This window comes from Serratia sp. 1D1416 (genome assembly GCF_003641105.1).
Lineage (GTDB): Bacteria > Pseudomonadota > Gammaproteobacteria > Enterobacterales > Enterobacteriaceae > Serratia > Serratia ficaria.
On record NZ_CP032738.1, the window covers coordinates 2,798,119 to 2,825,025 of the forward strand.

The following is a 26,907-nucleotide window of genomic DNA, read 5'->3' on the forward strand; positions in this document are numbered from 1 at the left end:
TAACCCGCTACGGCGGGTTTTTTACGCCTGGAGAAAAAGATGGCTGTGATTATCAGCGGTAAATTAATAGGCCCAAATGGCGATCCGCGACCTGGTGTAACCATTATGCTAACGGCGGTAAGAACATCTTCGGCCGTTGTTCAACTTGCCCCTTCCAGCTCAACTACCGATGCAGATGGCAGCTATTCGCTATCCGTTGAGGTTGGCACGCACAACGTAATGATTGAGGCGTATGGGCGTCCATTCGAGAAAGTAGGGCAGATCACGGTTTACGCTGATTCTCAGCCCGGAACCCTGAATGATTTTCTTGTTGCTCCGGGGGCTGACGAGCTGACCCCGGCGATCCTCGCCGCAGTTAACGAAATGCGCGACTCTGCAAAAGCAGATGCTGACCGCGCCGAGGCGGCTGCAGAGCGTGCTGAGTCTATTGGAGATAACGAGTACACGTTTGCAACTGTTGCTGCGGGCATTGCGGGGACTGTAACGGGACAATATTTTAGGGTTCCGGGTGGGCCTGATGATCTGGCGGCGTTCTATTACTATTTGAATGACAACGGTACTGCTGTGCAGGTTTCTCAGACCGTTGGTGCGGCGGCGGTTGAAAGGGCAATAGCAGCTGCGGATAAGTCTCTGGCGCTCGGTACGGAACTCGACGCGCGAACAAAAGGGATTGAAAATAAAAAGAAAGTCTATGATGACGAAGGCGAGTTAATTGGTGCCGGATTTTTTGATAACACAGGTCGTTCGCCGCTGAATTATACCGCAAGCGGTGCGGTTAACCTCCCTGGTTTCAAAGTGCAGCATCTTAAAGACGACCCGGACAAGGTGTGGGTCGGGCGAGGTAATAAGCAAGAATATTTCGGGGGGTCAAAACTTGGTGGCCTGATTATGGGGCGCGTTGAAATTGCGACTATCCCAGGCCCATCCGGTGTCGTGTTTGTTGATAAAAACTTCATTCCTTACGCTCGCAGTCCGGGTTACAAAACCGATTTAGATATTCCAATTATAGGCGGTTCAACCACCCCGCCGATTATCCCGCCTGTTCCATTCCGCCCTTATGACTTGATGGGGGTACGGAGCGAAGGGCAGTCGCTATCACTTGGTGCGGCGAATCCTGCTGATGATCCGCAACCGATGAGCACGGTTCAGCGTTATGGCAACAGAGGGTTTAGCACAAACAATAACAGCGGTAGCTCAGACACTGACACACTTGTGCCACTAGTCGAAAAACGATATCAGCCTGCGGAAGGAACCTGGCCTGCGGCCGAAACTCCTGTTACAGGGGCTACGCATAAACTGGTGGAAATGATCCAGGCAGAAACTGGTCTTTCTTTTGACAAGCAGCCCAGCGCCTATATCGGTTCTGCCCCTGGTACCGGCGGCCAGCCGATCAAGAACCTGATTAAGGGCACCGCAGCTTATGAGCGAATGATCGCCCACGTTACCAATAGCCTACGCCTTGCTGCAGCGGAGGGGAAAACCTGTGCGGAACTGGCTGTTGTGTGGATGCAGGGCGAATCAGATTATCGTGATGAGACATCACGTGCCGACTATCTTGCAATTTATTTACAGTACATCGCAGATTCACTCGCTGACAAGAAAGCGATAACTGGCCAGCTGTTTGATCCTATCTTCATCAGTTATCAGCTCAGTACGCACCGCGCCTACCGACGCCGAGATCCACTGATTGCGTTAGCGCAGCGCGATGCCGCAATGCTGGGAAAAACCGAAATAGCATACCCAGGTTACATCGGTGACTATTACGGCTCAGATCACATCCATGGGATACCTGAAACGTACTACATGTTTTCCCAGTACACGGGGCGGATGATTTACAAAAAGCGCAAGGACATGCTTGAGGGCGTGACGCGGATGCACCGCCTGGACGTGATCGATGAGATTCGGCAGGGCATTTTCACAATGCTCTATTTCAACGTACCGACCCCGCCGCTGGTATTTGATATTGAATGGGTGGCTCAGGCTGAAAATATGGGGTTCTACATCCGTGACCAGTTTTCGCTTGATGTGATCGAGATAATCACTTCCGTCGATATTGCTGGCCCTGACCGCGTGCGTATCACGACATCGCGGCCACTGCTCAACAATGAAATCGTTACATATGGCTGGGGGAAAGCTGGCGATCCGATGACGAACGGGAGACAAACAGGCCCGCGCGGGAACTTGCGAGACAGCGAAGGGGATTTGCCAGGGGAAAGCTACACCGACGGCGCAGGCGTTCTGCGCAAATTGCACAACTGGTGCGTTATTTTTTAATAGGTGAGTAAATGACCACGATAATTCGAGACTTAGATACTGACCTGAGCGATTCTGGTTTACCGCCACTGTACGAGCCGTTTGCGTCAGTTGCTGGATTAATTGCTGGTTGGCGCTTTGGTGAGGGGTTCACTGATTTGTCGGGTAACCGTCATGTGATTAAGGAGATCGGTGCGCCATCCGTTGGTGAGTTTTATATCAGCGGTGATAAAAATAACGGGTTCATAACTGACGTTCCCGATGGACACCAGCGAGCGTTGATTGTTGTTCATCGCCACTCTGCTGATGTGAACTCATTCGGCTATCCAGTCAGCAGCATTACCCAGCAAACGTCTACGGCAGGTGTCGGGCTTGCCATTAGCGATGTTTCGTCCGCATCAGTCCATCGCCGCTCTTTGAATGTTGGGGGCCAGGCATATAACCAGCCATTGTATGGCGTCGCCGCAGGGCCAAGCGAGGCCGTTCTAAGCCGTAATAAATTTTCATTCACAGCCATAACAGTCGATGGGGCTGGAAACACTGCAGGGTTATTTGTCCCATCAGCTAGCCAAAACCTGATACCCGCGACTATCGCTGAAGGGGTGAATTTGGCTAACAGGGTAATCACCGAGCCGAGCGGAATCAGCTATTACCGGCTGATCGCATGGAGAAGCCCGAGCATTCCGGCGACTAACGTGTCGTCTGCCCTGGATGTGGCTGAAGTATTGATTTATGACAGAGTGCTATCGCTTGAGGAGCTGCAAATTCAATATGGTCGTTCGCAGCGATACTTCAAGAACAGTTTTGGTGAACTGATTTGACGGAAGGGCCGGGATGGACCCCGGCTATTTAAACAGCTTGTAGTAGTCGAATTCCATCGCAGCCTCAACAGCTCCACCCTGGGTTTCGAATGGCGCTTCTGCTATGAGTGGCCAGCGCCCTTTATGCTGAAAGTAGACCCAGAACTTTCCTTCTTCGTCTTCACGTAAGGCGAACATGGGAGGGCTGTTGATCGTTGGTGACGGATACCGGTCGTTTTCCGTCAGAAGGAAGATCTGCCTGCCATTTATGATAATGCTACCCATAATTGACCCACTGGATTTTTTGCGGATAAGACAAGTTTGGTTAATAAAAAACCACCATGCAACTGTTTGATTTTGTTAGGTGTGCAATGATGGTTTTTCGGTGTGATAGAATCGTGTTTTTCTATCGGTATAATATTGAATTATATAAATAATTACAGGTATTCGTTTAGGTTCCAGTTACGAAGCTCGACCCTCTGGTAGCCGAGTAAATGAACAAATTCCTGTACCAGGACTGGGTGTACGTCTTCAATGCCAACGCCGGGCGCCAGCGCGCTGACCTGCGCCATCTGCATGCCGGCGTAACCGCAGGGATTGATGCGTTGGAAGGGGGTGAGATCCATCGCCACATTCAGGGCCAGGCCGTGGAATGAGCTGCCTTTGCGGATCCGCAAACCCAACGAACAGATTTTTTGCTCACCCACGTACACGCCGGGCGCATCCGGACGGGCGCGCGATTCGATGCGAAAATGGGCGAGGGTATTGATAACGGTATCTTCTATCGCCGTGACCAGCTGGCGCACGCCAACCTTGTTGCGTTTCAGATCGACCATCACGTACATCACTTGCTGCCCCGGACCGTGGTAGGTCACCTGGCCGCCGCGATCGCTCTGGATCACCGGAATATCGCCCGGCATCAACAGATGCTCCGCCTTACCGGCCTGCCCCTGGGTAAACACGGGCTGATGCTGCACCAGCCACAGCTCATCGGGCGTGGTTTCGCTGCGGTTGTCGGTGAAGTTGTGCATGGCTTGGGATACAGGCTCATAGGGCTGCAACCCCAGCTGACGCAAAATGATCTTGTCTGGTTGCAAAAGAGTCATCGTCAGGTTACAGAAGTGGTAAAGCCATTATACCGAGCGCCCCGGCCTGCGGCCAGCATTTATACCCTTCATGCTTGAAGCTGCCTCTGTGTTGGCTACGCTTTCTCACCCGAATCACTTACTTAAGTAAGCTCAGCGGGATTCGACCGCTTGCCGCCTTGATGCAGCTCCAATCATTTTGGCTATAGCTGACCAAAAATGCGCAACCCGGGCAGAGGATCCGCTGTCCCGGGTCGATAAGTAGAGGTTTGTGCTGGAATTACAGCACCATGCGGACAATTTCAATGTTGCCCAGCTCTTCGTACAAGGTTTCCACCTGGTCGATATGGGTCGCGTTGATGGTGATGGAAATTGAGTGGTAGTTGCCTTTGCTGCTCGGTTTAACCTGCGGGTTATAATCCCCGGGAGCATGGCGCTGCACCACTTCAACCACCTGGTCAACCAGCTCCGGCTGCGCCAGGCCCATTACCTTGTAGGTAAACGAGCAAGGGAATTCGAGCAGTTCGTTCAGTTTGGTTTTTTGCATGTGCGCTCCAGAGTGCTGCTATGGGTATAGCTAATCTATAAATTATAACTCCCGCCTGAGCGGGAGTTAATGTTATTCAGTATATGGGGGCGATTTCGCCCGATTCAACCGTTAACCGAACCAATGATGGAACATCAGTTTGATGTAGTCCACGATGCGGCTGAAGAAACCGCCTTCTTTCACTTCGTTCATCACCACCAGCGGGCGCTGATCGATGGTCTTGCCGTCCAGCTGGAAGTTGATGCTGCCGACCACCTGGTTCTTCGCCAGCGGCGCGTGAATTTCCGGGGTGTTCAGCACGTAGCTGGCCTTCAGGTCTTTCATGCGGCCGCGCGGAATGGTCAGGTAAACGTCTTTGTCCACGCCCAGCTCGACGCGGTCCGCGTCGCCGAACCAGACCGGCTCGGAAGCGAACTCTTTACCGACTTTCAATGGCGCGACGGTTTCGAAGAAGCGGAAGCCCCAGGTCAGCAGTTTTTTGCTTTCGGCTTCGCGGCCCTTGTAGGTACGGCCGCCCATCACGGCGGAGATCAGCCGCATCTGGCCTTCGGTCGCCGAAGCCACCAGGTTGTAACCCGCCGCGTCGGTGTGGCCGGTTTTGATGCCGTCGACGTTCAGGCTGTTATCCCACAGCAGACCGTTGCGGTTCATCTGGCGGATATTGTTGAAGGTGAATTCTTTTTCTTTGTAAATCGCGTATTCGTCCGGCACGTCGCGGATCAGCGCCTGGCCGATCAGCGCCATATCGCGCGCCGAACTGTACTGGCCCTGCGCGTCCAGACCGTGAACCGTCTGGAAATGGGTGTTCTGCAGGCCCAGCTTGCTGACGTAGGTGTTCATCAGGTTGACGAACGCGTCCTGGCTGCCGGCCACGTAGTCGGCCATCGCCACGCAGGCGTCGTTGCCGGACTGCAGGTTGATGCCGCGGGTCAGCTTGGAGACCGGTACGCGATCGCCGGGCTTCAGGAACATCAGCGAAGAGCCTTTGAATACCGGGTTGCCGGTCGCCCACGCGTCCTGCCCCACGGTAACCAGGTCTTCCTGGCCGATCTTGCCCGCTTTCAGCGCCTGGCCGATGACGTAGCTGGTCATCATCTTGGTCAGGCTGGCCGGATCGCGGCGCGCGTCGGCGTTCATTTCAGCCAGAACCTTGCCGGAGTTGTAATCAATCAGGATGTACGCTTCCGCATCGATCTGCGGAACACCTGGGATCATGGTTTTGATATTAACGTCATCGGCATGCGCAACGGTAGCTGCGCTCATCGCGATAACGGTGCCGAGCGCTATGCTCTTGATTAAGCGAAAAGAAGTTACATGTTTCATGATCGGGACTACAACATCCGTGAGGGTAAAGTTAAAATCGAGCCACACTATAACAGATGAGATCCCGGCAGGCATTATCCATTCATCTGACTAATTGCGCTTAATGACATTTTAGCTGCAAGAAAACGTTACAGCTAAATAAGCGTTTATCGGCCATGAATACCCGCCGGGGTTTCAGGTTTAGGGTGCAGCGGTGACGAAAGACTGTTGTTGCGCTTCGGTAGCCAGGCGCTGCTGCAGCTGGCTAGCCTGCTGGCGGCTGCTGAACGGGCCAAGCTGTACGCGATAGACGTTGCCGCCCGCCGCGACCTTGCCCGGCACGCCGAACTGCTGGCTCAGGCTTTGTTGCCAGCTTTGGGCGCGTTCGGCGCTGCTCAGCGCGCCGACCTGCACCACGTAGCCGCCGGCTGAGGCGACGCTGCCTGCCGCCACCGCAGTGGCGGCGACCGCCGCGGCAGCGGCGGGTTCGGCTTCGGCACCTTCCAGCACGCCGGCCGGCACCGCGCTTGGCGCGCCGAGGAAGCCGCTGCGGCCGTTGCCCGCGGCCGTAGCCGGGGCATCGTCGCCGGCGTTCAGGCTGCCGTTATCGATTGGGCGCACCGCCGCGCCGTTGGCGACCGGGGTTTCCTGCTGCATCGGCGTGCCCATGCCGCTGGCGCCGAGATCCGGACGCGCCGGCAGGGCATAGCTCTGTTTCGCGACTGTGGTGCCGATGGTGCCGGGGCCGCTCAGCGTACCGTCCGGCGCCACGTTGATGAAATCAACCTTGACCTTGGTGTTGTTGGACAGGTTGAGGCGATCGGCGGCGGCTTTCGACAGGTCGATGATGCGTCCCTTGGCGTAAGGACCGCGATCGTTGACGCGCACCACCAGCTGCCGGCCGTTGGCCAGGTTGGTGACGCGCACGTAGCTTGGCAGCGGCAACGTCGGATGCGCGGCGGTCAACGCATTGGGATCGAACTGCTCGCCCAGCGCGGTGGTGTTGCCGCTGGCTTCTTCGCCATACCAGCTGGCCAGGCCGCTCTGCGAGAAGTTCTGCGGGTCTTTCACGATGCGGTAAGTATCGCCATTAACCTTATAATCCTGCATGTTATTAGGGTTATAGGGTTCATATTGAGGCTCGACGCCGCCGATTTCCACCACCGGCCCGTTGTACGGCTGCGGCGGCGCCTGCTGTTCCGTGGTCGGGGCGGTACAGGCGGAAAGCAACACAGCCACTACGCCGACCCAAAGCCATTCCTTACGCATTTCTCACCCCTTATAAACTTTTAGACAGCATTTTCCGATGCGTGTGGATCGACATGATGATGCCGAAGCCGGCCATCAACACGATCAGCGCCGACCCCCCGTAACTGACCAGAGGCAAAGGTACGCCAACTACCGGCAAAATGCCACTGACCATACCAATGTTAACAAACACATAAACGAAAAGAATCAGCATCAGGCCGCCGACCATCACCCGGCCGAAGGTGGTTTGCGCCTTGGCGGCGATCATCAGCCCGCGAATGATCACCAGCAGGTAGAGCGCCAGCAGCACCAATACCCCCACCAGGCCCAACTCCTCGGCCAAAACCGCGAAGATGAAGTCGGTGTGGCGTTCCGGCAGGAACTCCAGCTGGGACTGGGTGCCGTGCAGCCAGCCCTTGCCGGACAAACCGCCGGAGCCGATGGCGATCTTCGACTGAATAATATGATAGCCGGCGCCGAGCGGATCGCTTTCCGGATCCAACAGCATCATTACGCGATCGCGTTGATAGCCGTGCATCAGGAAGAACCACAGCACCGGAATAAAGGCCGCCAGCAACAGGGCGGCGACCGCGATCAGCTTCCAGCTCATGCCGGACAGGAACAGCACGAACAGGCCGGAGGCGGCGATCAGGATCGAGGTGCCCAGGTCCGGCTGCGCGGCCACCAGCAGGGTCGGCAGGAAGATCAGCACCAGCGCGATGCCGGTGTTCTTCAGCGAAGGCGGGCAAACGTCGCGGTTCATAAAGCGCGCCACCATCAGCGGCACGGCGATTTTAGCGATTTCCGACGGCTGGAAGCGCACGAAGCCCAGGTCCAGCCAGCGCTGCGCGCCTTTACTGATCTGGCCGAAGGCGTCCACCAGGATCAGCAGGATCACGCAGAAAATATACAGATAGGGCGCCCAGCTTTCGTAGACCCGCGGCGGGATCTGCGCCATCACGCCCATCACGATCAGGCCCATCACGATCTGGCCGATTTTGCGCTCCATCATGCCGATATCCTGGCCGCTGGCGCTCCACATCACGAACGCGCTGTACACCAGCAGGGCCAGGATGAATAACAGGAACGTGGGGTCGATGTGAATTTTGGTCCAGATCGAGCCTTTTTGTTGGCTTTCAGTCATGTTCTACCTTAATCACCTTCTACACCAGGCGGCAGCGGGGCCTCGGCTGGTAATTGCGTATTGTTGTCGCCCAGCAGGATGTGGTCGAGGATCTGACGGGTAATCGTCCCGACCGCCGGACCGGCGCCGCCGTTTTCCAGAATGATGGCGACCGACACCGTAGGGTTGTTGTACGGCGCAAAGGCGGTCATCAGCTTATGGTCACGCAGGTGTTCTGCCAGTTTATGGGCGTTGTAGGTTTCGTAGCCGAATACCTGTGCGGTACCCGATTTCGCCGCGGCTTTGTAGGGTGCGTCCGCAAAATACTTGCGCGCCGTCCCGTTAGGGCGGTTGGCGACACCATACATGCCGTCTTTGGCTATTTCCCAGAAGCCGGAATGGATATCGCCGATCTGGGTGCTCTCTTCCTGCCGGAAGGGCACCAGGGCACCGTTGATGCGGGTGCTCTGCAGCAGATGCGGCGTTTTGACGTTGCCGTCGTTGATCAGGGTGTTCAGCGCCTTGGACATCTGGATCGGCGTAGCGGTCCAGTAGCCCTGGCCGATGCCCACCGGGATGGTGTCGCCCTGATACCACGGCTTTTTGTAGCGCTTGAGCTTCCACTCGCGGGTCGGCATCAGGCCGGAACGCTCTTCGGACAAATCGATGCCGGTATATTCGCCGTAGCCGAACTTGGTCAGCCAGCTCGACAGCCGGTCGATGCCCATGTCATAGGCGACCTGATAGAAGAAGGTATCCGCGGATTCCTCCAGCGCCTTGGTGACGTTCAGGCGGCCGTGGCCCCATTTTTTCCAGTCGCGGAAGCGTTTTTCCGAGCCGGGCAATTGCCACCAGCCGGGATCGAACACCACGGTATTCTTGGTGATCACCCCGGCGCTGAGCGCCGAGACGGAGATATAAGGCTTTACCGTCGACGCCGGCGGGTAGACCCCTTGGGTGGCGCGGTTGATCAGCGGGCGGTTCGGATCGTTCAGCAGCCCCTGATAATCCTTGTTGGAGATGCCGTCGACGAACAGGTTCGGATCGTAACTGGGGTTGGATACCATCGCCAGAATGCCGCCGGTGCGCGGATCGCTCACCACCACCGCCGCGCGGCTGCCGACCAGCAGCTGTTCGATGTAGCGCTGCAGGTTGAGATCCAGCGTCAGGTAAACGTCCTGGCCGGCGGAAGGCGGCTGTTCGTGCAGTTGACGGATCACCCGGCCGCGGTTGTTGACCTCGACCTCTTCATAGCCGGTTTTGCCGTGCAGGGCGTCTTCATAATAGCGTTCGATGCCCAGCTTGCCGATATCGTGGGTAGCGGCGTAGTTGGCCAGCTTGCCGTCCTTGTCGAGCCGTTCGACGTCGCGATCGTTGATCTTCGAGACGTAGCCGGTGACGTGGGTGAGGGCGGAGCCGTAAGGGTAATAGCGGCGCTGGTAGCCTTTCACCTCCACGCCGGGGAAGCGGAACTGATTGACCGCAAAGCGGGCGACCTGCACTTCGTTCAACGCGGTTTTCACCGGGATCGAGACGAAGCGGCGCGAACGCTTGCGCTCTTTTTCGAAGTTGGCGATGTCTTCATCGGTCAGATCGACCACCGGCCGCAGCGCCTGCAGCGTGCCCTTCAGGTCGTCGACCTTTTCCGGCATCAGCTCCAGCTGATAGATGGTGCGGTTGAGCGCCAGCGGGGTGCCGTTGCGATCGTAGATGATGCCGCGGCTGGGCGCGATGGGCACCAGCTTGATGCGGTTTTCGTTAGAACGGGTGCGATAATCCTCAACGCGGACAATTTGCAGATTATACAGATTGGCGATCAGGACGCCGGTCAGCGCCAGGATGCCCAAGAACGCCACCAGGGCGCGGCGTACAAACAGGGCGGATTCAGCCGTATAGTCGCGAAAAGGGTTACGTTCTATTTTCATCCCGCTGCTTTATTTCACTCTGTCACGGTCACCACCGGCTATTATTCCCGGTGGTAAGGATGATTGGTCGTAATACTCCAGGCGCGATAGAGGCTTTCAGCCACCAGGACGCGCACCAAAGGATGCGGTAATGTCAACGGCGAGAGCGACCAGCTCTGTTCCGCCGCGGCTTTGCACGCCGGGGCCAGCCCTTCCGGGCCGCCGATCAGCAGGCTGACGTTGCGGCCGTCCTGCTTCCAGCGCTCGAGCTGCTGCGCCAGCTGCGGCGTTTCCCACGGGGTGCCGGGGATATCCAGCGTGACAATGCGGTTGCCTTTGCCCACCGCCGCCAGCATCTGCTCGCCTTCCTTTTCCAGAATGCGTTTGATGTCGGCATTCTTGCCGCGCTTGCCCGCCGGGATTTCGGTCAGCTCAAACGGCATGTCTTTGGGAAAACGGTGCAGGTAATCCATAAAGCCGGTCTGCACCCAGTCTGGCATTTTGGTGCCGACCGCCACCAGTTGCAGTTTCACCGCTTAGCTCCAGAGTTTTTCCAGCTCGTACAGGCGACGGCTCTCTTCCTGCATCACGTGCACGATCACTTCGCCCAGATCAACCACGATCCAGTCGGAGGCTTCCTGGCCTTTCATGCCGAACAGCTCCATGCCGATGGCGCGGGATTCCTGCACCACGTGATTGGCGATCGACATCACGTGACGGGTAGAGGTGCCGGTGCAGATGATCATGCAGTCGGTGATGCTGGATTTGCCCTGTACATCCAGAGCGATAATGTCTTGGCCTTTCAGGTCATCAATTTTATCGATGACGAAATCTTGGAGCGCTTTACCTTGCAAAGGTTCCCCCTCGGGTGTGTTCTGTTCAGTCGGCGGCGGCGGGCCAATGCCCGCGTGCAGCTCAACCTGATGATGGTGTCGGCAGGATGCCGCTGTTGCGCCTTCTGATGACGGCCCGGCCGGCTAAGGTTTCCGGGGCTTTCAGCGGATACCTGAAAAATAGCGGCGCAGTATATCATGCGGCTCCCGCTAGCGATATAAACCCTGTAACTCGATATAGCGCTGCACCGAGCGCGGCAGCAGATCGTCGCAGTTCAGCCCCCGATGGCGGCGCTGGCGGATCTCGGTGGCGGAAATCTCCAGCTCCGGCGTATCGGCCAGGTAGATGTGGCCGTGCGGGCGCCGGCTCAGCGACGCGGCGTCGGTGACGCGATGGCGTTCGAGCCACTGCTGCAGCTCCGGCGTATCCATCCGGTCATTGTAGCCCGGGCGCGCCAGCACCAGCAGGTGGCATACGTCCAGCAGCGCCTGCCAGCGGTGCCATTTATGCAGCGTCAACAGCGAGTCCTGGCCAATGATAAACGCCAGCGGCTGCGCGGCGCCACGCTCTTTACGAATCGTTTCCAACGTCTCGATGGTGTAGGAGGGGTGGTGCGGTGCAGTTCGCGATCGTCCACCGCAAACAGCGGGTTGCCGGCGATCGCCAGCTCGACCATTTTCAGCCGCTGCTGCGCATTGGCTTCAGGCTGCGGGCGGTGCGGCGGCACGTGGTTCGGCAGCAGGGTGACCCGGCTCAGGCCCACCTCGGCGGCCAGCGCCTCAACCGGCCGCAGGTGGCCGTAGTGGATAGGATCAAAGGTGCCGCCGAACAGGGCGTGCAGTACGGTGGCGTTTGCCGGATTAGTGGGCATCGGTAAAACTCGCAGGCAGGGGTTTGCCGCACAGCAGCATCGACAGGGTTTCCAGCTCCGGCCAAACCGACTGGCCGTAATCCTGTTTGAGGGTCAGTTCAATCTGCGTCAGCAGTTGCACCGCCTGTTGCAGCTGAGCGCCCGACAGCCGCTGCAGCGCCTGGGTAATCAGGCTGCGGCGGTTTTGCCAGACCTTGTGCTGATCGAACAGCGTGCGCAGCGGCACCGAGGCCATGCGGCGCTGCAGGGTCAGCAGCTGCAGCAATTCGCGCTGCAGGGTGCGCAGCAGGATCACCGGCTCGACGTCTTCCTGCCGCAATTGCTGCAGGATATGCCAGGCGCGCTTGCTCTTGCCCGCCAGCAGGGCGTCCAGCCAATGGAACGGCGTAAAGTGAGCGGCATCGTTAACCGCCTGTTCGACGCGCGGCAGGGTGAGTTTGCCGTCCGGATGCAGCAGAGACAGCCTTTCCAGCGCCTGCGACAGCGCCAGCAGGTTGCCTTCGTAGCAATAACACAGCAGCTGATTGGCCGCGTCGTCCAGCTCCAGCTTCAGGGCCTTGGCGCGAGAAGCCACCCAGCGCGGCAGCTGAGCCTGCTCCGGCGTCTGGCAGCTGACGCAGGCGCCGTTCGGGCTGAGCGCCTTGAACCAGGCGCCGTTTTCCTGCGCCTTGGTCAAACGCGGGCCGCGCAGGATCAGCAAGATATCCTCATGCAGCAGCGCAGACAGCTTGACCAGCTGTTCGCCGATCGGCGCCGTCGGGCCGTTTTCCGGGAAGATCAGCAGCAGCGTCTGGCGGCTGGCGAACAGGCTCATCGCCTGGCAGATGCTGAAAATGGCATCCCAGTCGGTGTGGGCGTCGAGCGCAATGCTGTAGTGCTCGCTGAACTGCTGCTGTTGCGCCGCCTGGCGGATCAGATCCTGGCTTTCCTGCAGCAGCAGCGGCTCGTTGCCGCTCAATAAATAACAAGCGCGCAGCCCCTCTCGGAGCTGCGCGGCAAGTTGTTCAGGGTAAAGACGGATCATTGCGCGTCGGCACTGACCGCTTTTTCACCGGCGGCAGCGGCTTTCTGCTGGGTTTCTTCTTCCGCCGCATGCACGGTCAGCAGTTTGCGCACCAGTTGCTGTGCGGCCTGCTCACGCATTTCCTGGCGAATGATATCCTGTTCGGAATCCTTGGCCAGCGCGGTCAGCGGGTTGTCGAAGAACGAGCGGAACACTTTCACCGACAAAGGATACAGATCGTGGCCAGGGATCAGCACCTGCGCCTGTACGGTCAGCACCAGTTGGTACTCGGCGGTTTTACCGTCCTGGAAGATCGAAGCGGTGTCCTGGCTCTCGGTCGCGCCGACGATGCGCAGAGAAGGAACGTCCTTGCGCTTCGGATCTTTGACGATGGTTACGTCGTTCAGGCGCAGCTGTTCACGCACCGCACGGGTCAGCGGGCCGTAAGGGTCCGAGCTGTCCAGTATCAGCGTTTTCATTTCCTGAGGGACCTGCGTGGTGCCACGCAGGTGAAAACCGCAGCCGGCGGTGACCAGCACCGCCAACCCCAGCAACAGCGTCAGAATACGTTGTCGCACAACTCCTCCTTGTGTTAACCCACAACCAGGTTAAGCAGTTTGCCCGGAACATAGATCACTTTACGAATAGTAACCCCGTCCAGATATTTAGCCACCAGATGTTCCTCGGCGGCGCGCGCGCGCACCTGCTCTTCGGTTGCATCGGCCGCTACCGTGATTTTTGCGCGAACCTTGCCGTTAACCTGCACCACCACCAGCTTGGAGTCTTCGACCATCGCCTGCTCATCGGCGATCGGCCAGGCTGCGGTGTCCACGTCGCCTTCGCCGCCCAGCGCCTGCCACAGCGTGAAGCACACGTGCGGAGTGAACGGATACAGCATGCGGACCACCGCCAGCAGCGCTTCCTGCAGCAGGGCGCGATCCTGTTGGCTGTCCTGCGGCGCGCGCGCCAGCTTGTTCATCAGCTCCATCACGGCGGCGATCGCGGTGTTGAAGGTCTGACGGCGGCCGATATCGTCGGTCACCTTGGCGATGGTTTTGTGCAGATCGCGGCGCAGCGCTTTCTGGTCTTCGTTCAGCGCCGCTACGTCCAGCGGCGATACCGCGCCTTTCTCAACGTGATCGTAGGCCAGTTTCCAGACGCGTTTCAGGAAGCGGTTAGCCCCTTCCACGCCGGACTCTTGCCATTCCAGCGTCATTTCCGCCGGGGAAGCGAACATCATGAACAGACGCACGGTGTCCGCGCCGTATTTGTCCACCATCACCTGCGGGTCGATGCCGTTGTTTTTCGACTTCGACATTTTGCTCATGCCAGCATAGACCAGTTCACGGCCTTCTGGATCGGTGGCTTTGATAATGCGGCCTTTATCGTCGCGTTCAACGCTGGCGTCCGCCGGAGAAACCCAAACGCGTTCGCCGCCGCTGCCGGTGTAGTAGAAGGCGTCGGCCAGCACCATGCCCTGGCACAGCAGGCGCTTGGCCGGCTCGTCGGAATCCACCAGGCCGGCGTCGCGCATCAGCTTGTGGAAGAAGCGGAAGTACATCAGGTGCATGATGGCGTGCTCGATGCCGCCGACATACTGATCGACCGGCAGCCAGTAGTTGGCGGCGGCCGGATCCAGCATCCCCTGGTCGTACTGCGGGCAGGTGTAGCGCGCGTAATACCAGGAGGATTCCATAAAGGTATCGAAGGTGTCGGTTTCGCGCAGCGCCGGCTGGCCGTTAACGGTGGTTTTCGCCCACTCGGGATCGGCCTTGATCGGGCTGGTAATGCCGTCCATCACTACGTCTTCCGGCAGGATCACCGGCAGTTGATCTTCCGGCGTCGGCATCACGGTGCCGTCTTCCAGCGTCACCATCGGGATTGGCGCGCCCCAGTAACGTTGACGGGAAACGCCCCAGTCGCGCAGGCGATAGTTTACCTTGCGCTGGCCCACACCCTTGGCGACCAGTTGGTCGGCGATGGCGTTGAAACCGGCCTCGTGGTCCAGGCCGTCGAACTCGCCGGAGTTGAACAGCGCGCCTTTTTCGGTCATCGCCGCGGCGTGCACGTCAGGCTCGCTGCCGTCGAGGTTCAGGATCACCGGATTGATCGGCAGGTGATACTTGGTGGCGAACTCCCAGTCGCGCTGGTCGTGGGCCGGCACCGCCATCACGGCGCCGGTGCCGTATTCCATCAGCACGAAGTTGGCCACCCAGATCGGCAGCTTTTCGCCGCTCAGCGGGTGGATAACGAACAGGCCGGTCGGCATGCCTTTCTTCTCCATCGTCGCCATTTCCGCTTCGGCGACTTTGGTGTTGCGGCATTCTTCGATGAATTCGGTCAGCGCCGGGTTGTTGAGCGCGCCCTGCTGCGCCAACGGGTGGCCTGCGGCCACCGCCACATAGGTGGCACCCATGAAGGTGTCCGGACGGGTGGTGTAAACCGTCAGCGTTTCGTCGCTGTCCGCCACGTTAAAGGTGATATCCACCCCTTCGGAACGGCCAATCCAGTTGCGCTGCATGGTTTTGACCTGCTCAGGCCAGCTTTCCAGCGTATCCAGATCGTTCAGCAGCTGATCGGCGTAGTCGGTGATTTTGATGAACCACTGCGGGATCTCTTTGCGCTCGACCTTGGTGTCGCAGCGCCAGCAGCAGCCGTCGATAACCTGTTCGTTGGCCAGCACGGTCAGATCGTGCGGGCACCAGTTCACCGCGGAGGTTTTCTTGTAGACCAGGCCTTTTTCGTACAGCTTGGTGAAGAACCACTGCTCCCAGCGATAGTATTCCGGTTGGCAGGTGGCGATCTCGCGATCCCAGTCGTAGCCGAAGCCCAGCAGTTTCAGCTGGTTCTTCATGTATTCGATGTTGTCGTAGGTCCACGGGGCCGGCGCGGTGTTGTTTTTCACCGCAGCACCTTCCGCCGGCAGGCCGAACGCATCCCAGCCGATCGGCTGCAGCACGTTTTTACCCAGCATGCGCTGATAGCGCGAGATCACGTCGCCGATAGTGTAGTTACGAACGTGCCCCATGTGCAGACGCCCGGACGGGTATGGCAGCATGGATAGGCAGTAGTACTTTTCCTTGCTGGCGTCTTCGGTAACCTTGAAAGTTTGCTTCTCTTGCCAGTGAAGCTGTACGTTCGATTCTATGTCTTCTGGACGGTATTGCTCTTGCATGGCGGCCGGTGGTCCTGTAGGTGTAAACCGTTATCCCGGTCAGAGATAACGCAATGAAGATTTAGTATTCGTAGATCCGCATAGCATAGCTGATAAGACCTCCCGGCAACAACACCAAGCGCCCGACTCGACGCATTTAAAAAAACCTCGGCATGATATCGCTCACAACCTGCGGATCTCGCACTGACATCAGGCATTTACGGCTAAAATAAGAACAGGTAGCTTAAAGGCAAGCCCGGTCACGCACGTTCATCGAGGAGAGATTATGAACAAGGTTGCTCAGTATTACCGCGAATTGGTGGCATCACTGACCGAACGCCTGAAGAACGGCGAACGAGACATCGACGAATTGGTCGCCAGCGCAGAACACCGGCTGAATGAGGTGGGCGAGCTGACGCGCGAGGAAGTGCAGCAGGTCACGCAGGCGGTGCGGCGCGATTTGGAGGAGTTCGCGCGCAGCTATCAGGAGAGCCAGAATGAGTTCACCGACAGCGTTTTCATGCGGGTGATTAAGGAAAGTTTGTGGCAGGAGCTGGCGGACATCACCGACAAAACCCAGCTGGAATGGCGTGAGGTGTTCAAGGACGTCAGCCACCACGGGGTTTACCACAGCGGCGAGGTGGTCGGGCTGGGCAATCTGGTGTGTGAGCAGTGCCATCATCATCTGGCGTTCTACACGCCGGAAGTGCTGCCGCGCTGCCCGAAATGCGGCCATGACCAGTTCCAGCGCCGGCCGTTCGAGCCCTGATTGTTTTACCCCCGCGCCCGACGGCGTGGGGAGCCATCGTCATTAACCGAACAATTTTTTCAGCAGGTTGCTCAGGAAACCGCCGCTGGCCGGTGCGGCAGGCGCCGTGGCCTGAGGGGCCGCCAATACCGCTGCTGCCGGCACCTTTTGCGCGACGGCGTTGCGGCTGTCCTGCGCCGCTTTCTCCGCCGCTTCCGGTCCGTAGGCAAAGCCTTCGGCCAGCACGAACTCGACGTCGGTGATGCCGATAAAGCCCAGGAACAGCTTCAGATAAGGCGTGATCAGATCGGTCGGCGTACCGGCGTGGACGCCGCCGCGGCTGGAGATGACGATCGCCTTCTTGCCGGTCACCAGGCCTTCCGCGCCCGCCGAGGTATAGCGGAAGGTTTGGCCGGCGCGCGCCACCAGATCGAAATAGATTTTCAACTGGGTGGGAATATTGAAGTTGTACATCGGCGCGCTGATGATGATGGTGTCATGCGCTTTCAGTTCGGCAATCAGCTCGTCGGACAGCGCCAGAGTGCTTTGCTGGCGCGGCGTCAGGGGGGTATCGCCGGCGTTAAAGCCGCCAATCACTTCGCCATCCAGCTCCGGCAGCGTTGGGTTGGCCAGATCGCGCACCGTAAAGCCGTCTGCCGGGTGGGCTTCACGCCATTGTTCAACAAAAAAATCGACTAATTTTCCAGACTGGGAATAATCACCCAGGATACTCGATTTCAGGACCAGTATGCGACTCATTGGGTTATCTCCAGGCTAATGCTAAGCGGTAGCGTTCAATCTCGTTTAGCCGCATATTAGAGACAAGCCTGGGGCAGTGATAGCGCAAAAATTCGCTGAGTTAAATCAAAAAAATTGAATGTTGGGGCGCCGGGCGCGCCCCGGCGATCAATAGCGTGCGACGCGTTCGGTCAGCAGCGCGATAAAGCCTTCGCGGTCGATGCCGGTCAGCACTTCCACGTTGGCCGGTTTGCCGCTCTGTTGGAAGTAATCCACCACCGTCATGCCGAGGGTATACTCCCCCTTGGTTTCTACGCCGACCCAGCGCTCTACGCTGGTGAACAGCTGTGGCGCCAGCAGCCAGGCGATGGTGCAGGGATCGTGCATCGCCGCGCCGGGCAGGCCGCGCGGGTGGCTGAGGTACAGCGGCAGGTAGAAGTCGAGCATCTCGGCCACCGCCTGCGCCACCGGATTGTCGATTTGGCGGATGCGTTCGATATCCTGCGGCAGCACCAGCGCCTGGTGGGTGACGTTGAGCCCGGCCATGGTCAGCGGCACGCCGGACTTCAGCACCATTTCCGCTGCTTCCGGGTCGACGAAGATATTGAATTCCGCCACCGGCGTGGTGTTGCCGGCGTTCATGCCGCCGCCCATAAATACGATGCGTTCGATGCTGCCTTTCAGCTCGGGGTGCTGCGCCAGCAGCAGGGCGATATTGGTCATCGGCCCGGTCACCACCAGGGTGATCGGCTCCGGGCCGGCGCGCAGCAGAGAGGCGATCAGCTCGACGGCGCCGTGGGCGCTCGGTTTGATGGCGGGCGTCGGCAAATGGGTGTTGCCCATGCCGGTTTTGCCGTGCACATAGTCGGCAATCACCAGCTCGCGCATCAGCGGGCCGGAGGCGCCGGCGGCGACCGGGATGTCTTCGCGCCGCATCAGGGTCAGCAGGCCGAGCGCATTGCGCAGGGTTTTCTCCGGCGTTTGGTTGCCGGCGGAGGTGGTGATGGCGCGGACCTCCAGCTCCGGCGAGCGCAGCGCCATGGCCAGGGCGATGGCGTCGTCCAGGCCGGGATCGCAATCGATGATTATAGGGCGGGGCATGGTCTATCTCCTCTGTTGTTATCCCGCGAGGATCGGATCAAAACCGGGGAGACACAAGCGCTTTTAGTGCCGGGCGCGGAGAGAGAATGTCCGCAATCATTCGTTTATTAATATACTGAATAACTAATTTTAATTAGTTCATTGAATGTATCGAAATGACAAGTACCGGCATCATTCGTTAGGCTCTGTCGATTAATTCGACGAGTACGAAGCTGGCTATCCAAAGCACAGTAAATATATCGAGCAGGCGGGAAATGAGCAGCAAGCGATAAAACCATGCATATTCATGTCTATCCAGTGAATTGACAAAGAGATAAGGAGCTTCATCAAGGTATTCACCGCGAGCGACGAGTATTCTTTTGCCTTTTAAAAGTTTACGAAAATACCCGCATGCTCCATACACGCCAAGAAGCCCAAACTGTTTAAACCATGATGTACTCATGGGCTCTCTGAAATTCTTTGACCTATACTGCTCAATGAAGGCATTGTACTTTTGGCGTACGGTCACATAATAAACCGCGCCATAGAGAGCAACGGCAAAGAGACAGAGGCCACATCCTAGAAATAATATTGCTGATAAATCATCCATCATCGTTTAACCCACCAAAAACCGGCCTAGCGTGTAATCCGACAGCTCGCCCATCTTGTGACCTATAAGTTGTCCGCCAGCACCGCCGATAGCTCCTCCGGTCAGTGCTCCACCTGCAACACAAACTGCTAAACCAAAGCCACCGGAGGCAATACCAGCGCCTAAACAAATCGACTCCGCCAGTACTGCACCTCTCGTAGCCCCCATGCCTGACAGGACAGTAGCGCCTCCAAACCCCATATAATTGGTCAGGGCCGCTCTCCTGCATTCATCTTCTCTACCGGTAGCGCAAGCGAGGGCTACGTCATTTGTGGTCATCATGAACCCTAATCCAAGAGTGACATACCCTCCGGCCTTGAAAAATTTTACGGCCTTGGTTGAAGCCTCTATTTTGTCCGCATATCCCCTGATACTACCGGCTACTCCTGCCGTTGCCCATTGGTGGACAATCGAGCTGGTTGAAAGACTCAGTGCTCGGGCTAGCTTAAGGTAAGGCAGCATTTTAATCGCTTTGGGTACTATTTTATTCAACACTGGTTGTCTGATCAGCTATAAACTTCATTGAGTTGTTAACTTTATCTTTTGCCCTTCGTAAATGCTCAAGTTGGGTTGTCTGAAAATTATTTGATGGATCGGCAACAATTATCATATGGCCAGGCAATACATAAGGGGTATCTGCGTTTAATCGTAGGAAGTATCGCGCTGCATCAGTATCTCTGCGACGAAAGAGAATTTTTGCTTGTTCGGATATAGGGCCAGGTACCGTTGCAATACAATAGCCAGGTTCAATTTGGCTGCTCATTGTCATCCCTCCATGTAAATGAAACAGTTAATTTTTTTAATGTTCCTTCTGTAAGTAACATTATCACCAAATTGCTTTATGCCCAACCAACCTTACTGACCATTGAGTCACTTGCCCATGAATAAGGCCCGGCAATCATGTCCTGGCCATTGTGACGCGGAGAGAGAATGCGCCCCGGGCGGGGCGCATTAAGCGGGATTAGTGCAGGATCTTGGCCAGGAAGTCTTTGGCGCGGTCGGATTCCGGATTGTTGAAGAAGTCGTCTTTGTTGCGGTCTTCGACGATTTTGCCTTCGTCCATAAAGATCACCCGGTTCGCCACCTTGCGGGCGAAGCCCATTTCGTGGGTCACCACCATCATGGTCATGCCTTCGTTCGCCAGCTCAACCATCACGTCGAGCACTTCGTTGATCATCTCCGGGTCGAGCGCCGAGGTCGGTTCATCGAACAGCATGGCGATCGGATCCATGCACAGCGCGCGGGCGATGGCCACGCGCTGCTGCTGGCCGCCGGACAGCTGGCCGGGGAATTTGTTGGCGTGGGCGGAAAGGCCGACGCGCTCCAGCAGCTTCAGCCCTTTGTCGCGCGAGGCGGCCTTGTCGCGTTTGAGCACTTTGACCTGCGCCAGCGTCAGGTTGTCGATGATCGACAGGTGCGGGAACAGTTCAAAATGCTGGAACACCATGCCGACTTTGGAACGCAGCTGCGCCAGGTTGGTTTTCTTGTTGTTGACCGGCGTGCCGTTCACCAGGATATCGCCCTGCTGGATCGGTTCCAGGCCGTTAACGGTTTTGATCAGGGTGGACTTGCCTGAGCCTGAAGGACCGCAGACTACCACCACCTCGCCTTTTTTCACTTCGGTGGTGCAATCGGTCAGAACCTGAAAGTGACCGTACCACTTAGAAACATTTTTCAGGGATATCATCAAACAGTCCTTTTCTTCAAATAGCTTACCAGCGCCGAGGCGGCGAGACTGATAACAAAGTAGACAAAGCCGGCGAACAGGATCATTTCGACCTGGGTGCCGTCGCGCTCGCCGATGGTCGAGGCGGTACGGAAGAAGTCGGCCAGGCTCAGCACGTACACCAGCGAGGTATCCTGGAACAGCACTATGCCCTGGGTCAGCAGCAGCGGCACCATGGCGCGAAACGCCTGCGGCAGGATCACCAGCTTCATGGACTGCCAGTGGGTCATGCCCAGCGCCAACGCGGCGGAGGACTGGCCGCGCGAAATGCTGATAATGCCGGCGCGGATAATTTCCGAGTAATAGGCCGCTTCAAACAGGGAAAAGGCTACCATAGCCGAGATCAGGCGAATATCGGTTTTCGGCGACAGCCCTAGAACCTGTTGTAATAAGCTTGGAACCACCAGGTAGAACCACAGCAGCACCATCACCAGGGGCACGGAACGGAACAGGTTGACGTACAGGGTGGCGAACCAGCTGATCGGCTTGATCGGCGACAGGCGCATCACCGCCAGGATGGTACCCCACAGAATGCCGACGATGATGGCGGTAACGGTGATCTTCAGCGTAATCACCATGCCCTGCAGCAGATAAGGGAAACTAGGGACAATCGATGCCCAGTCAAATTCGTACATTATTTACTCCCCATATTGCCGGGCAACTGCACTTTCTTCTCAACCAGACGCATAAACAGCATGATCACGGCGTTGATGCCGATATAGGCCAGCGTAATGGCGGTAAAGGACTCATAGGCATGCGCGGAGTAGTCCAGCAGCTTGCCGGCCTGGGCGGCCATGTCCACCAGCCCGATGGTCGAGGCGATGGCGGAGTTTTTGACCAGGTTGAGCATCTCCGAGGTCATCGGCGGCACGATCACCCGGTAGGCGTTCGGCAGCAGCACGTAGCGGTAGGTTTGCGGCAGGGTCAGGCCCATCGCCAGCCCGGCGGCTTTCTGGCCGCGCGGCAGGGATTGAATGGCGGCGCGCACCTGTTCGCACACGCGGGCGGCGGTAAACAGCCCGAGGCACAGCATGGAGGAGACGAAGAACTGCACGTTGGGGTCGAGTTCGGTCTTGAACCACATGCCGATGTCGAGCGGCAGCAGCTCCGGTATCACCAGATACCAGGTAAAGAACTGCACGATCAGCGGCACGTTACGAAACAGTTCGACGTAGCAGGTGCCGAGGGTGGAAAGAAAACGGTTAGGCACGGTACGCAGGATACCGAACAGCGAACCGACAAAAAAAGCGATAATCCATGCACAGACGGAGAGGGCCACCGTGACCTGAAAGCCGGACCAGATCCAGCCGAGGTAGGTGGTATTCCCAAACGGGGCCTGCTGCAGGAAGATACCCCAGTTCCAATCTATTGACATAACAAACTCCGTTAAGCGGACGCAGGGCGCCCCTAAGATTGATGACTTATCAGCGCCGATCGCCGCGCGGCCAGTCTTGCTGGCTTTTGTCTGCGGATGTCGGCGATGCGCTCTGGGGAAAATGAGGGAGGGGAACGGCCCCCCTCATTCCTGTCTGTCCCAGTCATCAACAGGGCTGGTTTGGCCTGGCGGCCGTCCCAGCTCTCTTGCTATTAGTTCAGTGCCTTATCGTTAGGCTCTTTGAACAGTTGCTTCATGTCGTCGGACAATTCGAAGTTCATGTTGAGGTTTTTCGGTGGAATAGGCTGTTTGAACCACTTATCAAACCATTTGGCGGCCTCACCGGAGGTCTGGGCCTGGGCGATGGTGTCATCGACCAGCTTTTTGAACCCGGCATCGTCTTTACGCATCATGCAGCCGTAGGCTTCTTTCGACTGTGGCGTGCCGAGGATTTCCCACTGATCCGGCTTCTTGGCCTTGGCGCGCTCGCCCGCCAGCAGGGCGTCATCCATCATAAAGGCCACCGCGCGGCCGCTTTCCAGGGTGCGGAAAGAGTCGCCGTGGTCTTTGGCGCTGATGATGCGCATCTTCATTTGATCCTTGTCGTTCAGCTTGTTCAGCAGCACCTCAGAGGTGGTGCCGGAAGTGACGACGACCGGCTTGCCGGCCAGGTCTTTGAAATCTTTGATGTCGGAGCCTTTTTTCACCAGCAGGCGGGTGCCGACCACGAAAATGGTGTCGGAGAAGGCGGCCTGTTTCTGGCGCTCGACGTTGTTGGTGGTGGAGCCGCACTCGAAGTCATAGGTGCCGTTTTGCAGCAGCGGAATGCGGTTCTGCGAAGTGATCGGCAGCATTTTCACCTGCAGGCTCGGCAGGTTCAGCTTTTTCTTAACTGCTTCAACGATTTGGTTGGAGTAATCCTGGGAATAGCCCACAACTTTCTGTTGGTTATCGTAGTAGGAAAAAGGCACTGACGATTCGCGGTGGCCGACAACGATCACGCCGTTGTCTTTGATTTTTTTCAGCGTACCGGTCAGTTCTTCCGCATGGGCTACGTTACCTGCCATACCGATCAGCAGTAACGATAACGCCAATTTACGCATTTGCATGGTCCAACTCCTTTGCTGTTGTGGTGGCTCTGACTAAAGAGCGTCAGGTTTAAAACGACTATTTGTTGCTCAAGTTATAAAGATAGTCTTAGAACTGATTGCCGTTAGAAAATAGCCGATTGTGAACGGATTGAAACTAAAATGTTTCTTTTTTTGAGACGCCACGCGCACCAAATTAATGCAATAAAATGGCGCCGCACCCCTCTGGTGCGCCCGGCGCTCCCGAATTGCGCACAAGTGCGACAAAACGTCAGTAAAAGTAAATCAGCAACAGATCACCGGAGTAATAAAGCAAGGAGTGTGCCAGAAGCGTTGATTTGGCAATGGTTTTTAGGAAAGGGGATGAAGGGGCGCAGCGGCTGTGAACTGACCCCCAGAAGTTGGACGGTGTAAATTCACGCAGCCTTCGAGGCCTGAGTTCGGTATTCCACCGGACTCAGGCCTTTCAGTTTCTGCCTGATGCGATGGTAGTTGTAGTAATCAATGTAGGCGTCTATCTCCTGCGCCAAGTGTTCCACACTATCAAAGCGCTGCAAGTAATACAGCTCCGCTTTCAGATGACCGAAGAAGTTCTCCATTACCGCATTGTCCAGGCAATTTCCCTTGCGAGACATGCTCTGCTTTACCCCGTTAACCCGCAACGCATGCTGGTAAGCCGCCATCTGATAGTGCCAACCCTGGTCACTGTGCAACAGCAACTGCTCACCCGGTTTTATCCTGCACACCGCCTTGTCCAGCATCTTTTTAACCAGCCTAAACTCTGCCCGGCGTGCCACTTCATAAGCGATGATTTCACCGTTGTACAAATCAAGCACCGGTGATAAATACAGCTTATCCTCACCAACCCGGAACTCCGTTACATCCGTCACCCACTTTTGATTGGGGCACTGAGCGGTAAAATTACGCTGCAGGAGATTGGGAGCCACCTTGCCTGCTTTTCCTTTGTATGAACGGTACTTTTTACGACGAACCGGTGACTTCAGCTGCAACTCTGTCATCAGCTTTTGCACGGTTTTATGATTTAAAACGTATCCTTCCTTCCGCATTACGCAGGTTACGCGACGATAGCCGTAACGGCCTTTATGTATGTTAAAGACCTCGGTTATCCGTTGTTTAGCCTCACGGTATTTATCCGGCACTCGACTGACTTTACAGCAATAATAATACGTACTGCGCGCCAGCCCACCGGCATGCAACAGCATGTCTAAACGGTGTTTTTGCCTTAATGCCGTGACTATTTTTGCCCTTTCCGCCGTGCCCGGGCATCGTTTTCCTGCATCAAGGCTCTCAACTTTTTTATGTAGTCATTCTGCGCGCGTAAAAACTCGATTTCCTCCCGCATCTCTTCGGGGGTCAGTTCATCCGGCGACTTGCCGGCATGGGGGGTTTTGGGATGCTGATACATTCGGCGACCACGCTGATTCAGGTTGAGGGCTTCGGCCCCATTCTCCTGATAAAGCTTAACCCAGTGTTCCAGCGTCGTGTATGAGGGGATGTCGAATTTGGCGGCGACGCTGGCTAAAGAAAGGGGATTGGCGCGGGCAAACTCGACAACGGCGAGCTTAAATTCGGGCGTGTACTGCCGCTGACGCCCGGATTGTAGCCCTGCCTCACCATGGTGCTGATAGGCGGCAATCCAGCGGCGAAGCTGAACATGAGCAACGGAAAATTTTTTCGCGGTCTGCCTTTGGCTGCCGAACCCGGCGAGATAGTACCGGACCGCCTCGAGCTTGAATGGGAGCGAATATTTCATAAAAACTGCACCTCCGAATGTCAGATGGATATCCAACATTTGGGGTGCAGTTCACTGCCGCGCCCCGGGGGATCACCTGCGGCGCAGGCCGAGCATCAGCGCGATGCCGCCGAGCAGCAGGGTGACGACCCACAGCGGCGTGGCGCCAAAGCGGGCGTATGGCGTAATGCCGGTGGTTGGGGTGACCTTCACTTCCAGCACCCGGCGAGTGAACTGCGGGAGCTCGGCGATCACCTCGCCGTTGGCGTCCACCGCGGCGGTGACGCCGTTGTTGGTGCTGCGCAACAGCGGGCGGCCCAGCTCCAGCGCCCGCATGCGCGCCATCTGGAAATGCTGCCACGGGCCGATGGAGTGGCCGAACCAGGCGTCGTTGGAAATGGTCAGCAGGAAGTTGGTATCCGGCCGGAAGTTGTCGCGCACCTGCTGGCCCAGCACGATTTCATAGCAGATGGCGGCCGTCAGGTTATAGCCGCGCACGCTCAACTGCGGCTGCACATAATCGCCGCGGCTGAAGCCGGACATCGGCAGGTTGAAGAACGGCGCCAGCGGGCGCAGCAGGTTGCCCAACGGCACAAACTCGCCGAACGGCACCAGGTGGTGCTTGTTGTAGCGGTTTTTAGCCGGATAACGGTATGGCGTCGGCTCGCCCAGCACGATGGCGCTGTTGTACTCCTGCACGCCCTGCGGCGTGGCGCGCGCATCGACGATACCGGTGATCAGGCTGCTGTTCTTGGCGCGCATCAGGTCGTCCATCATGGTCAGGAAGCCATTCTGGCGGGGTTCAAAGTCCGGAATGGCGGACTCCGGCCAGATAATGATCGGCGCCTTGCCCATGTAGGGGCGGGTTTCGTCCAGATAGGTCTGCAGCGTGCTGACCAGGATATTGGGATCCCATTTCATCGACTGGGCGATGTTGCCTTGCACCATGGCCACGTTCACCGCCTTGTCCGGCTGCGGGGTGAACCAGTGCAGCTGGCGCAGCGGCCACGGCAGCAGCAGCAGCGCGGCGGCAATCACCGCCGGCGCGATGCGGCGCTGATTGACGGCGTACACCAGCAGGCCGGCGATCGCCATCAGCATGAAGGTGATGGCGTCCACGCCCAGCAGCGGCGCCACGCCCTTCAGCGGGCCGTTAATCTGGCTGTAGCCGAACTGCAGCCACGGGAAGCCGGTCAGCACCCAGCCGCGCAGGAACTCGGTCACCTGCCACAGCGCCGGCGCGGCGATCGCCAGCCGCCACCAGCGGGTGGCCGGCCACAGGCGCGTCAGCAGCCCGGCGAACAGCCCGGTATACAGCGACAGATAGGCGGCGAGCAGCGCCACCAGGAAGATATTGACGGCGAACGGCATGCCGCCGAAGTCGGCGATGCTGACGTATACCCAGTTGATGCCGCTGCCGAACAGCCCGAAGCCCCAGCAGAAGCCGAGCAGGGCGGATTGTTTGGTGGTGCGGTTCAGGGTGACGGCCAGCAGGCCGAACAGGGAAACGATGGCCGCGGGCCAGAAATCGTAAGGGGAAAACGCCAGCGTCCCGCTGGCACCAGACAACAGCGCCAGCAGGGCGCGAACCCGCTGGCGTTCAAGTAATGAGGCTTTAGCCATGTT

Annotated in this window: 26 protein-coding genes and 1 pseudogene; 3 read left to right on the forward strand and 24 right to left on the reverse strand. The window is 57.5% G+C overall.

The window, feature by feature from the left end; translation table 11 throughout:
• Nucleotides 1-39 precede the first annotated feature (39 nt).
• On the forward strand, nucleotides 40-2,274 hold the full coding sequence (locus D7I37_RS13510; RefSeq protein WP_129543871.1) for a prophage tail fiber N-terminal domain-containing protein: 2,235 nt from the start codon (nucleotides 40-42) through the stop codon (nucleotides 2,272-2,274).
• 11 nt (nucleotides 2,275-2,285) lie between these two features.
• The gene (locus D7I37_RS13515) at nucleotides 2,286-3,074 is read left to right on the forward strand and encodes a hypothetical protein (RefSeq protein ID WP_129543872.1); all 789 of its coding nucleotides are present in this window, start codon (nucleotides 2,286-2,288) and stop codon (nucleotides 3,072-3,074) included.
• 24 nt (nucleotides 3,075-3,098) lie between these two features.
• Here the strand turns inward: D7I37_RS13515 and D7I37_RS13520 are convergent, their stop codons facing one another.
• The 13 genes and pseudogenes from D7I37_RS13520 to leuS all read right to left on the reverse strand — a co-directional run bounded on the left by D7I37_RS13520 (nucleotide 3,099) and on the right by leuS (nucleotide 16,145).
• Nucleotides 3,099-3,338 carry a hypothetical protein gene (locus tag D7I37_RS13520; protein ID WP_129543873.1) on the reverse strand — a complete coding sequence of 80 codons (240 nt, stop codon included), beginning with the start codon at nucleotides 3,336-3,338 and terminating at the stop codon, nucleotides 3,099-3,101.
• A gap of 152 nt (nucleotides 3,339-3,490) precedes the next feature.
• Complete coding sequence (lipB, locus tag D7I37_RS13525; RefSeq protein ID WP_165283099.1) at nucleotides 3,491-4,159, reverse strand: lipoyl(octanoyl) transferase LipB; 669 nt, start codon at nucleotides 4,157-4,159, stop codon at nucleotides 3,491-3,493.
• A 259-nt stretch (nucleotides 4,160-4,418) separates the two neighbouring features.
• Entirely contained in the window at nucleotides 4,419-4,685 is a 267-nt protein-coding gene (gene ybeD, locus D7I37_RS13530; protein ID WP_095096223.1) for a DUF493 family protein YbeD, read from the reverse strand.
• Between the two features lie 111 nt (nucleotides 4,686-4,796).
• Complete coding sequence (gene dacA, locus D7I37_RS13535) at nucleotides 4,797-6,008, reverse strand: D-alanyl-D-alanine carboxypeptidase DacA (protein WP_061799275.1); 1,212 nt, start codon at nucleotides 6,006-6,008, stop codon at nucleotides 4,797-4,799.
• A gap of 180 nt (nucleotides 6,009-6,188) precedes the next feature.
• The gene (rlpA, locus tag D7I37_RS13540) at nucleotides 6,189-7,256 is read right to left on the reverse strand and encodes an endolytic peptidoglycan transglycosylase RlpA (RefSeq protein ID WP_129543874.1); all 1,068 of its coding nucleotides are present in this window, start codon (nucleotides 7,254-7,256) and stop codon (nucleotides 6,189-6,191) included.
• A gap of 10 nt (nucleotides 7,257-7,266) precedes the next feature.
• Entirely contained in the window at nucleotides 7,267-8,379 is a 1,113-nt protein-coding gene (mrdB, locus tag D7I37_RS13545; RefSeq protein WP_061799278.1) for a peptidoglycan glycosyltransferase MrdB, read from the reverse strand.
• Nucleotides 8,380-8,387: 8 nt separating this feature from the next.
• Nucleotides 8,388-10,283 (reverse strand): peptidoglycan DD-transpeptidase MrdA, encoded by a 1,896-nt coding sequence (gene mrdA, locus D7I37_RS13550; RefSeq protein WP_061799279.1) that lies wholly within the window; start codon nucleotides 10,281-10,283, stop codon nucleotides 8,388-8,390.
• A 41-nt stretch (nucleotides 10,284-10,324) separates the two neighbouring features.
• Entirely contained in the window at nucleotides 10,325-10,795 is a 471-nt protein-coding gene (gene rlmH, locus D7I37_RS13555; protein WP_004949595.1) for a 23S rRNA (pseudouridine(1915)-N(3))-methyltransferase RlmH, read from the reverse strand.
• Between the two features lie 3 nt (nucleotides 10,796-10,798).
• A complete protein-coding gene (rsfS, locus tag D7I37_RS13560) occupies nucleotides 10,799-11,116 on the reverse strand; it encodes a ribosome silencing factor (protein WP_061799280.1) in 318 nt (105 codons plus the stop codon).
• A gap of 189 nt (nucleotides 11,117-11,305) precedes the next feature.
• Nucleotides 11,306-11,871 (reverse strand): annotated as a pseudogene (nadD, locus tag D7I37_RS13565) (nicotinate-nucleotide adenylyltransferase); the annotation flags it as partial.
• 85 nt (nucleotides 11,872-11,956) lie between these two features.
• Entirely contained in the window at nucleotides 11,957-12,991 is a 1,035-nt protein-coding gene (holA, locus tag D7I37_RS13570) for a DNA polymerase III subunit delta (protein ID WP_129543875.1), read from the reverse strand.
• Nucleotides 12,988-13,548 carry an LPS assembly lipoprotein LptE gene (gene lptE, locus D7I37_RS13575; protein WP_061799284.1) on the reverse strand — a complete coding sequence of 187 codons (561 nt, stop codon included), beginning with the start codon at nucleotides 13,546-13,548 and terminating at the stop codon, nucleotides 12,988-12,990. The genes holA and lptE overlap by 4 nt, the downstream gene beginning before the upstream one ends.
• A 14-nt stretch (nucleotides 13,549-13,562) precedes the next feature.
• The gene (gene leuS / locus D7I37_RS13580; protein WP_095096232.1) at nucleotides 13,563-16,145 is read right to left on the reverse strand and encodes a leucine--tRNA ligase; all 2,583 of its coding nucleotides are present in this window, start codon (nucleotides 16,143-16,145) and stop codon (nucleotides 13,563-13,565) included.
• Nucleotides 16,146-16,410: 265 nt separating this feature from the next.
• Here leuS and D7I37_RS13590 point away from each other — a divergent pair, with 265 nt between their 5' ends.
• Nucleotides 16,411-16,893 (forward strand): zinc ribbon-containing protein, encoded by a 483-nt coding sequence (locus D7I37_RS13590; protein WP_061799286.1) that lies wholly within the window; start codon nucleotides 16,411-16,413, stop codon nucleotides 16,891-16,893.
• Nucleotides 16,894-16,935: 42 nt separating this feature from the next.
• On the opposite strand, the gene D7I37_RS13595 is transcribed toward D7I37_RS13590, so the two are convergent.
• From D7I37_RS13595 to lnt, 11 genes are all read right to left on the reverse strand, one after another.
• Nucleotides 16,936-17,631 carry an FMN-dependent NADH-azoreductase gene (locus D7I37_RS13595; RefSeq protein ID WP_061799288.1) on the reverse strand — a complete coding sequence of 232 codons (696 nt, stop codon included), beginning with the start codon at nucleotides 17,629-17,631 and terminating at the stop codon, nucleotides 16,936-16,938.
• 147 nt (nucleotides 17,632-17,778) lie between these two features.
• The gene (rihA, locus tag D7I37_RS13600; protein WP_061799289.1) at nucleotides 17,779-18,711 is read right to left on the reverse strand and encodes a pyrimidine-specific ribonucleoside hydrolase RihA; all 933 of its coding nucleotides are present in this window, start codon (nucleotides 18,709-18,711) and stop codon (nucleotides 17,779-17,781) included.
• Between the two features lie 178 nt (nucleotides 18,712-18,889).
• Nucleotides 18,890-19,303: a hypothetical protein gene (locus D7I37_RS13605; RefSeq protein WP_129543876.1), complete on the reverse strand. Its 414-nt coding sequence runs from the start codon at nucleotides 19,301-19,303 to the stop codon at nucleotides 18,890-18,892.
• 3 nt (nucleotides 19,304-19,306) lie between these two features.
• Nucleotides 19,307-19,831 (reverse strand): hypothetical protein, encoded by a 525-nt coding sequence (locus tag D7I37_RS27045; protein ID WP_165283100.1) that lies wholly within the window; start codon nucleotides 19,829-19,831, stop codon nucleotides 19,307-19,309.
• Nucleotides 19,824-20,102 (reverse strand): hypothetical protein, encoded by a 279-nt coding sequence (locus D7I37_RS13610; RefSeq protein ID WP_129543877.1) that lies wholly within the window; start codon nucleotides 20,100-20,102, stop codon nucleotides 19,824-19,826. The genes D7I37_RS27045 and D7I37_RS13610 overlap by 8 nt, the downstream gene beginning before the upstream one ends.
• A gap of 198 nt (nucleotides 20,103-20,300) precedes the next feature.
• The gene (locus D7I37_RS13615; RefSeq protein WP_061799290.1) at nucleotides 20,301-21,026 is read right to left on the reverse strand and encodes an amino acid ABC transporter ATP-binding protein; all 726 of its coding nucleotides are present in this window, start codon (nucleotides 21,024-21,026) and stop codon (nucleotides 20,301-20,303) included.
• The gene (gene gltK, locus D7I37_RS13620; RefSeq protein WP_061799292.1) at nucleotides 21,026-21,700 is read right to left on the reverse strand and encodes a glutamate/aspartate ABC transporter permease GltK; all 675 of its coding nucleotides are present in this window, start codon (nucleotides 21,698-21,700) and stop codon (nucleotides 21,026-21,028) included. The genes D7I37_RS13615 and gltK overlap by 1 nt, the downstream gene beginning before the upstream one ends.
• Nucleotides 21,700-22,440, reverse strand: a complete 741-nt coding sequence (locus D7I37_RS13625; protein WP_061799293.1) for an amino acid ABC transporter permease — start codon at nucleotides 22,438-22,440, stop codon at nucleotides 21,700-21,702. The genes gltK and D7I37_RS13625 overlap by 1 nt, the downstream gene beginning before the upstream one ends.
• Nucleotides 22,441-22,652: 212 nt before the next feature.
• On the reverse strand, nucleotides 22,653-23,549 hold the full coding sequence (locus tag D7I37_RS13630) for an amino acid ABC transporter substrate-binding protein (protein ID WP_061799294.1): 897 nt from the start codon (nucleotides 23,547-23,549) through the stop codon (nucleotides 22,653-22,655).
• Between the two features lie 395 nt (nucleotides 23,550-23,944).
• Nucleotides 23,945-25,302, reverse strand: a protein-coding gene (locus D7I37_RS13635; RefSeq protein ID WP_129543878.1) for an IS3 family transposase whose coding sequence is annotated in 2 segments (ribosomal slippage) — nucleotides 23,945-24,825 and nucleotides 24,825-25,302 — 1,359 coding nt in all. Because the reading frame shifts where the segments join, the coding sequence is not laid out codon by codon here.
• A 72-nt stretch (nucleotides 25,303-25,374) separates the two neighbouring features.
• Nucleotides 25,375-26,904 carry an apolipoprotein N-acyltransferase gene (gene lnt, locus D7I37_RS13640; protein WP_095096239.1) on the reverse strand — a complete coding sequence of 510 codons (1,530 nt, stop codon included), beginning with the start codon at nucleotides 26,902-26,904 and terminating at the stop codon, nucleotides 25,375-25,377.
• Nucleotides 26,905-26,907: the final 3 nt, after the last annotated feature.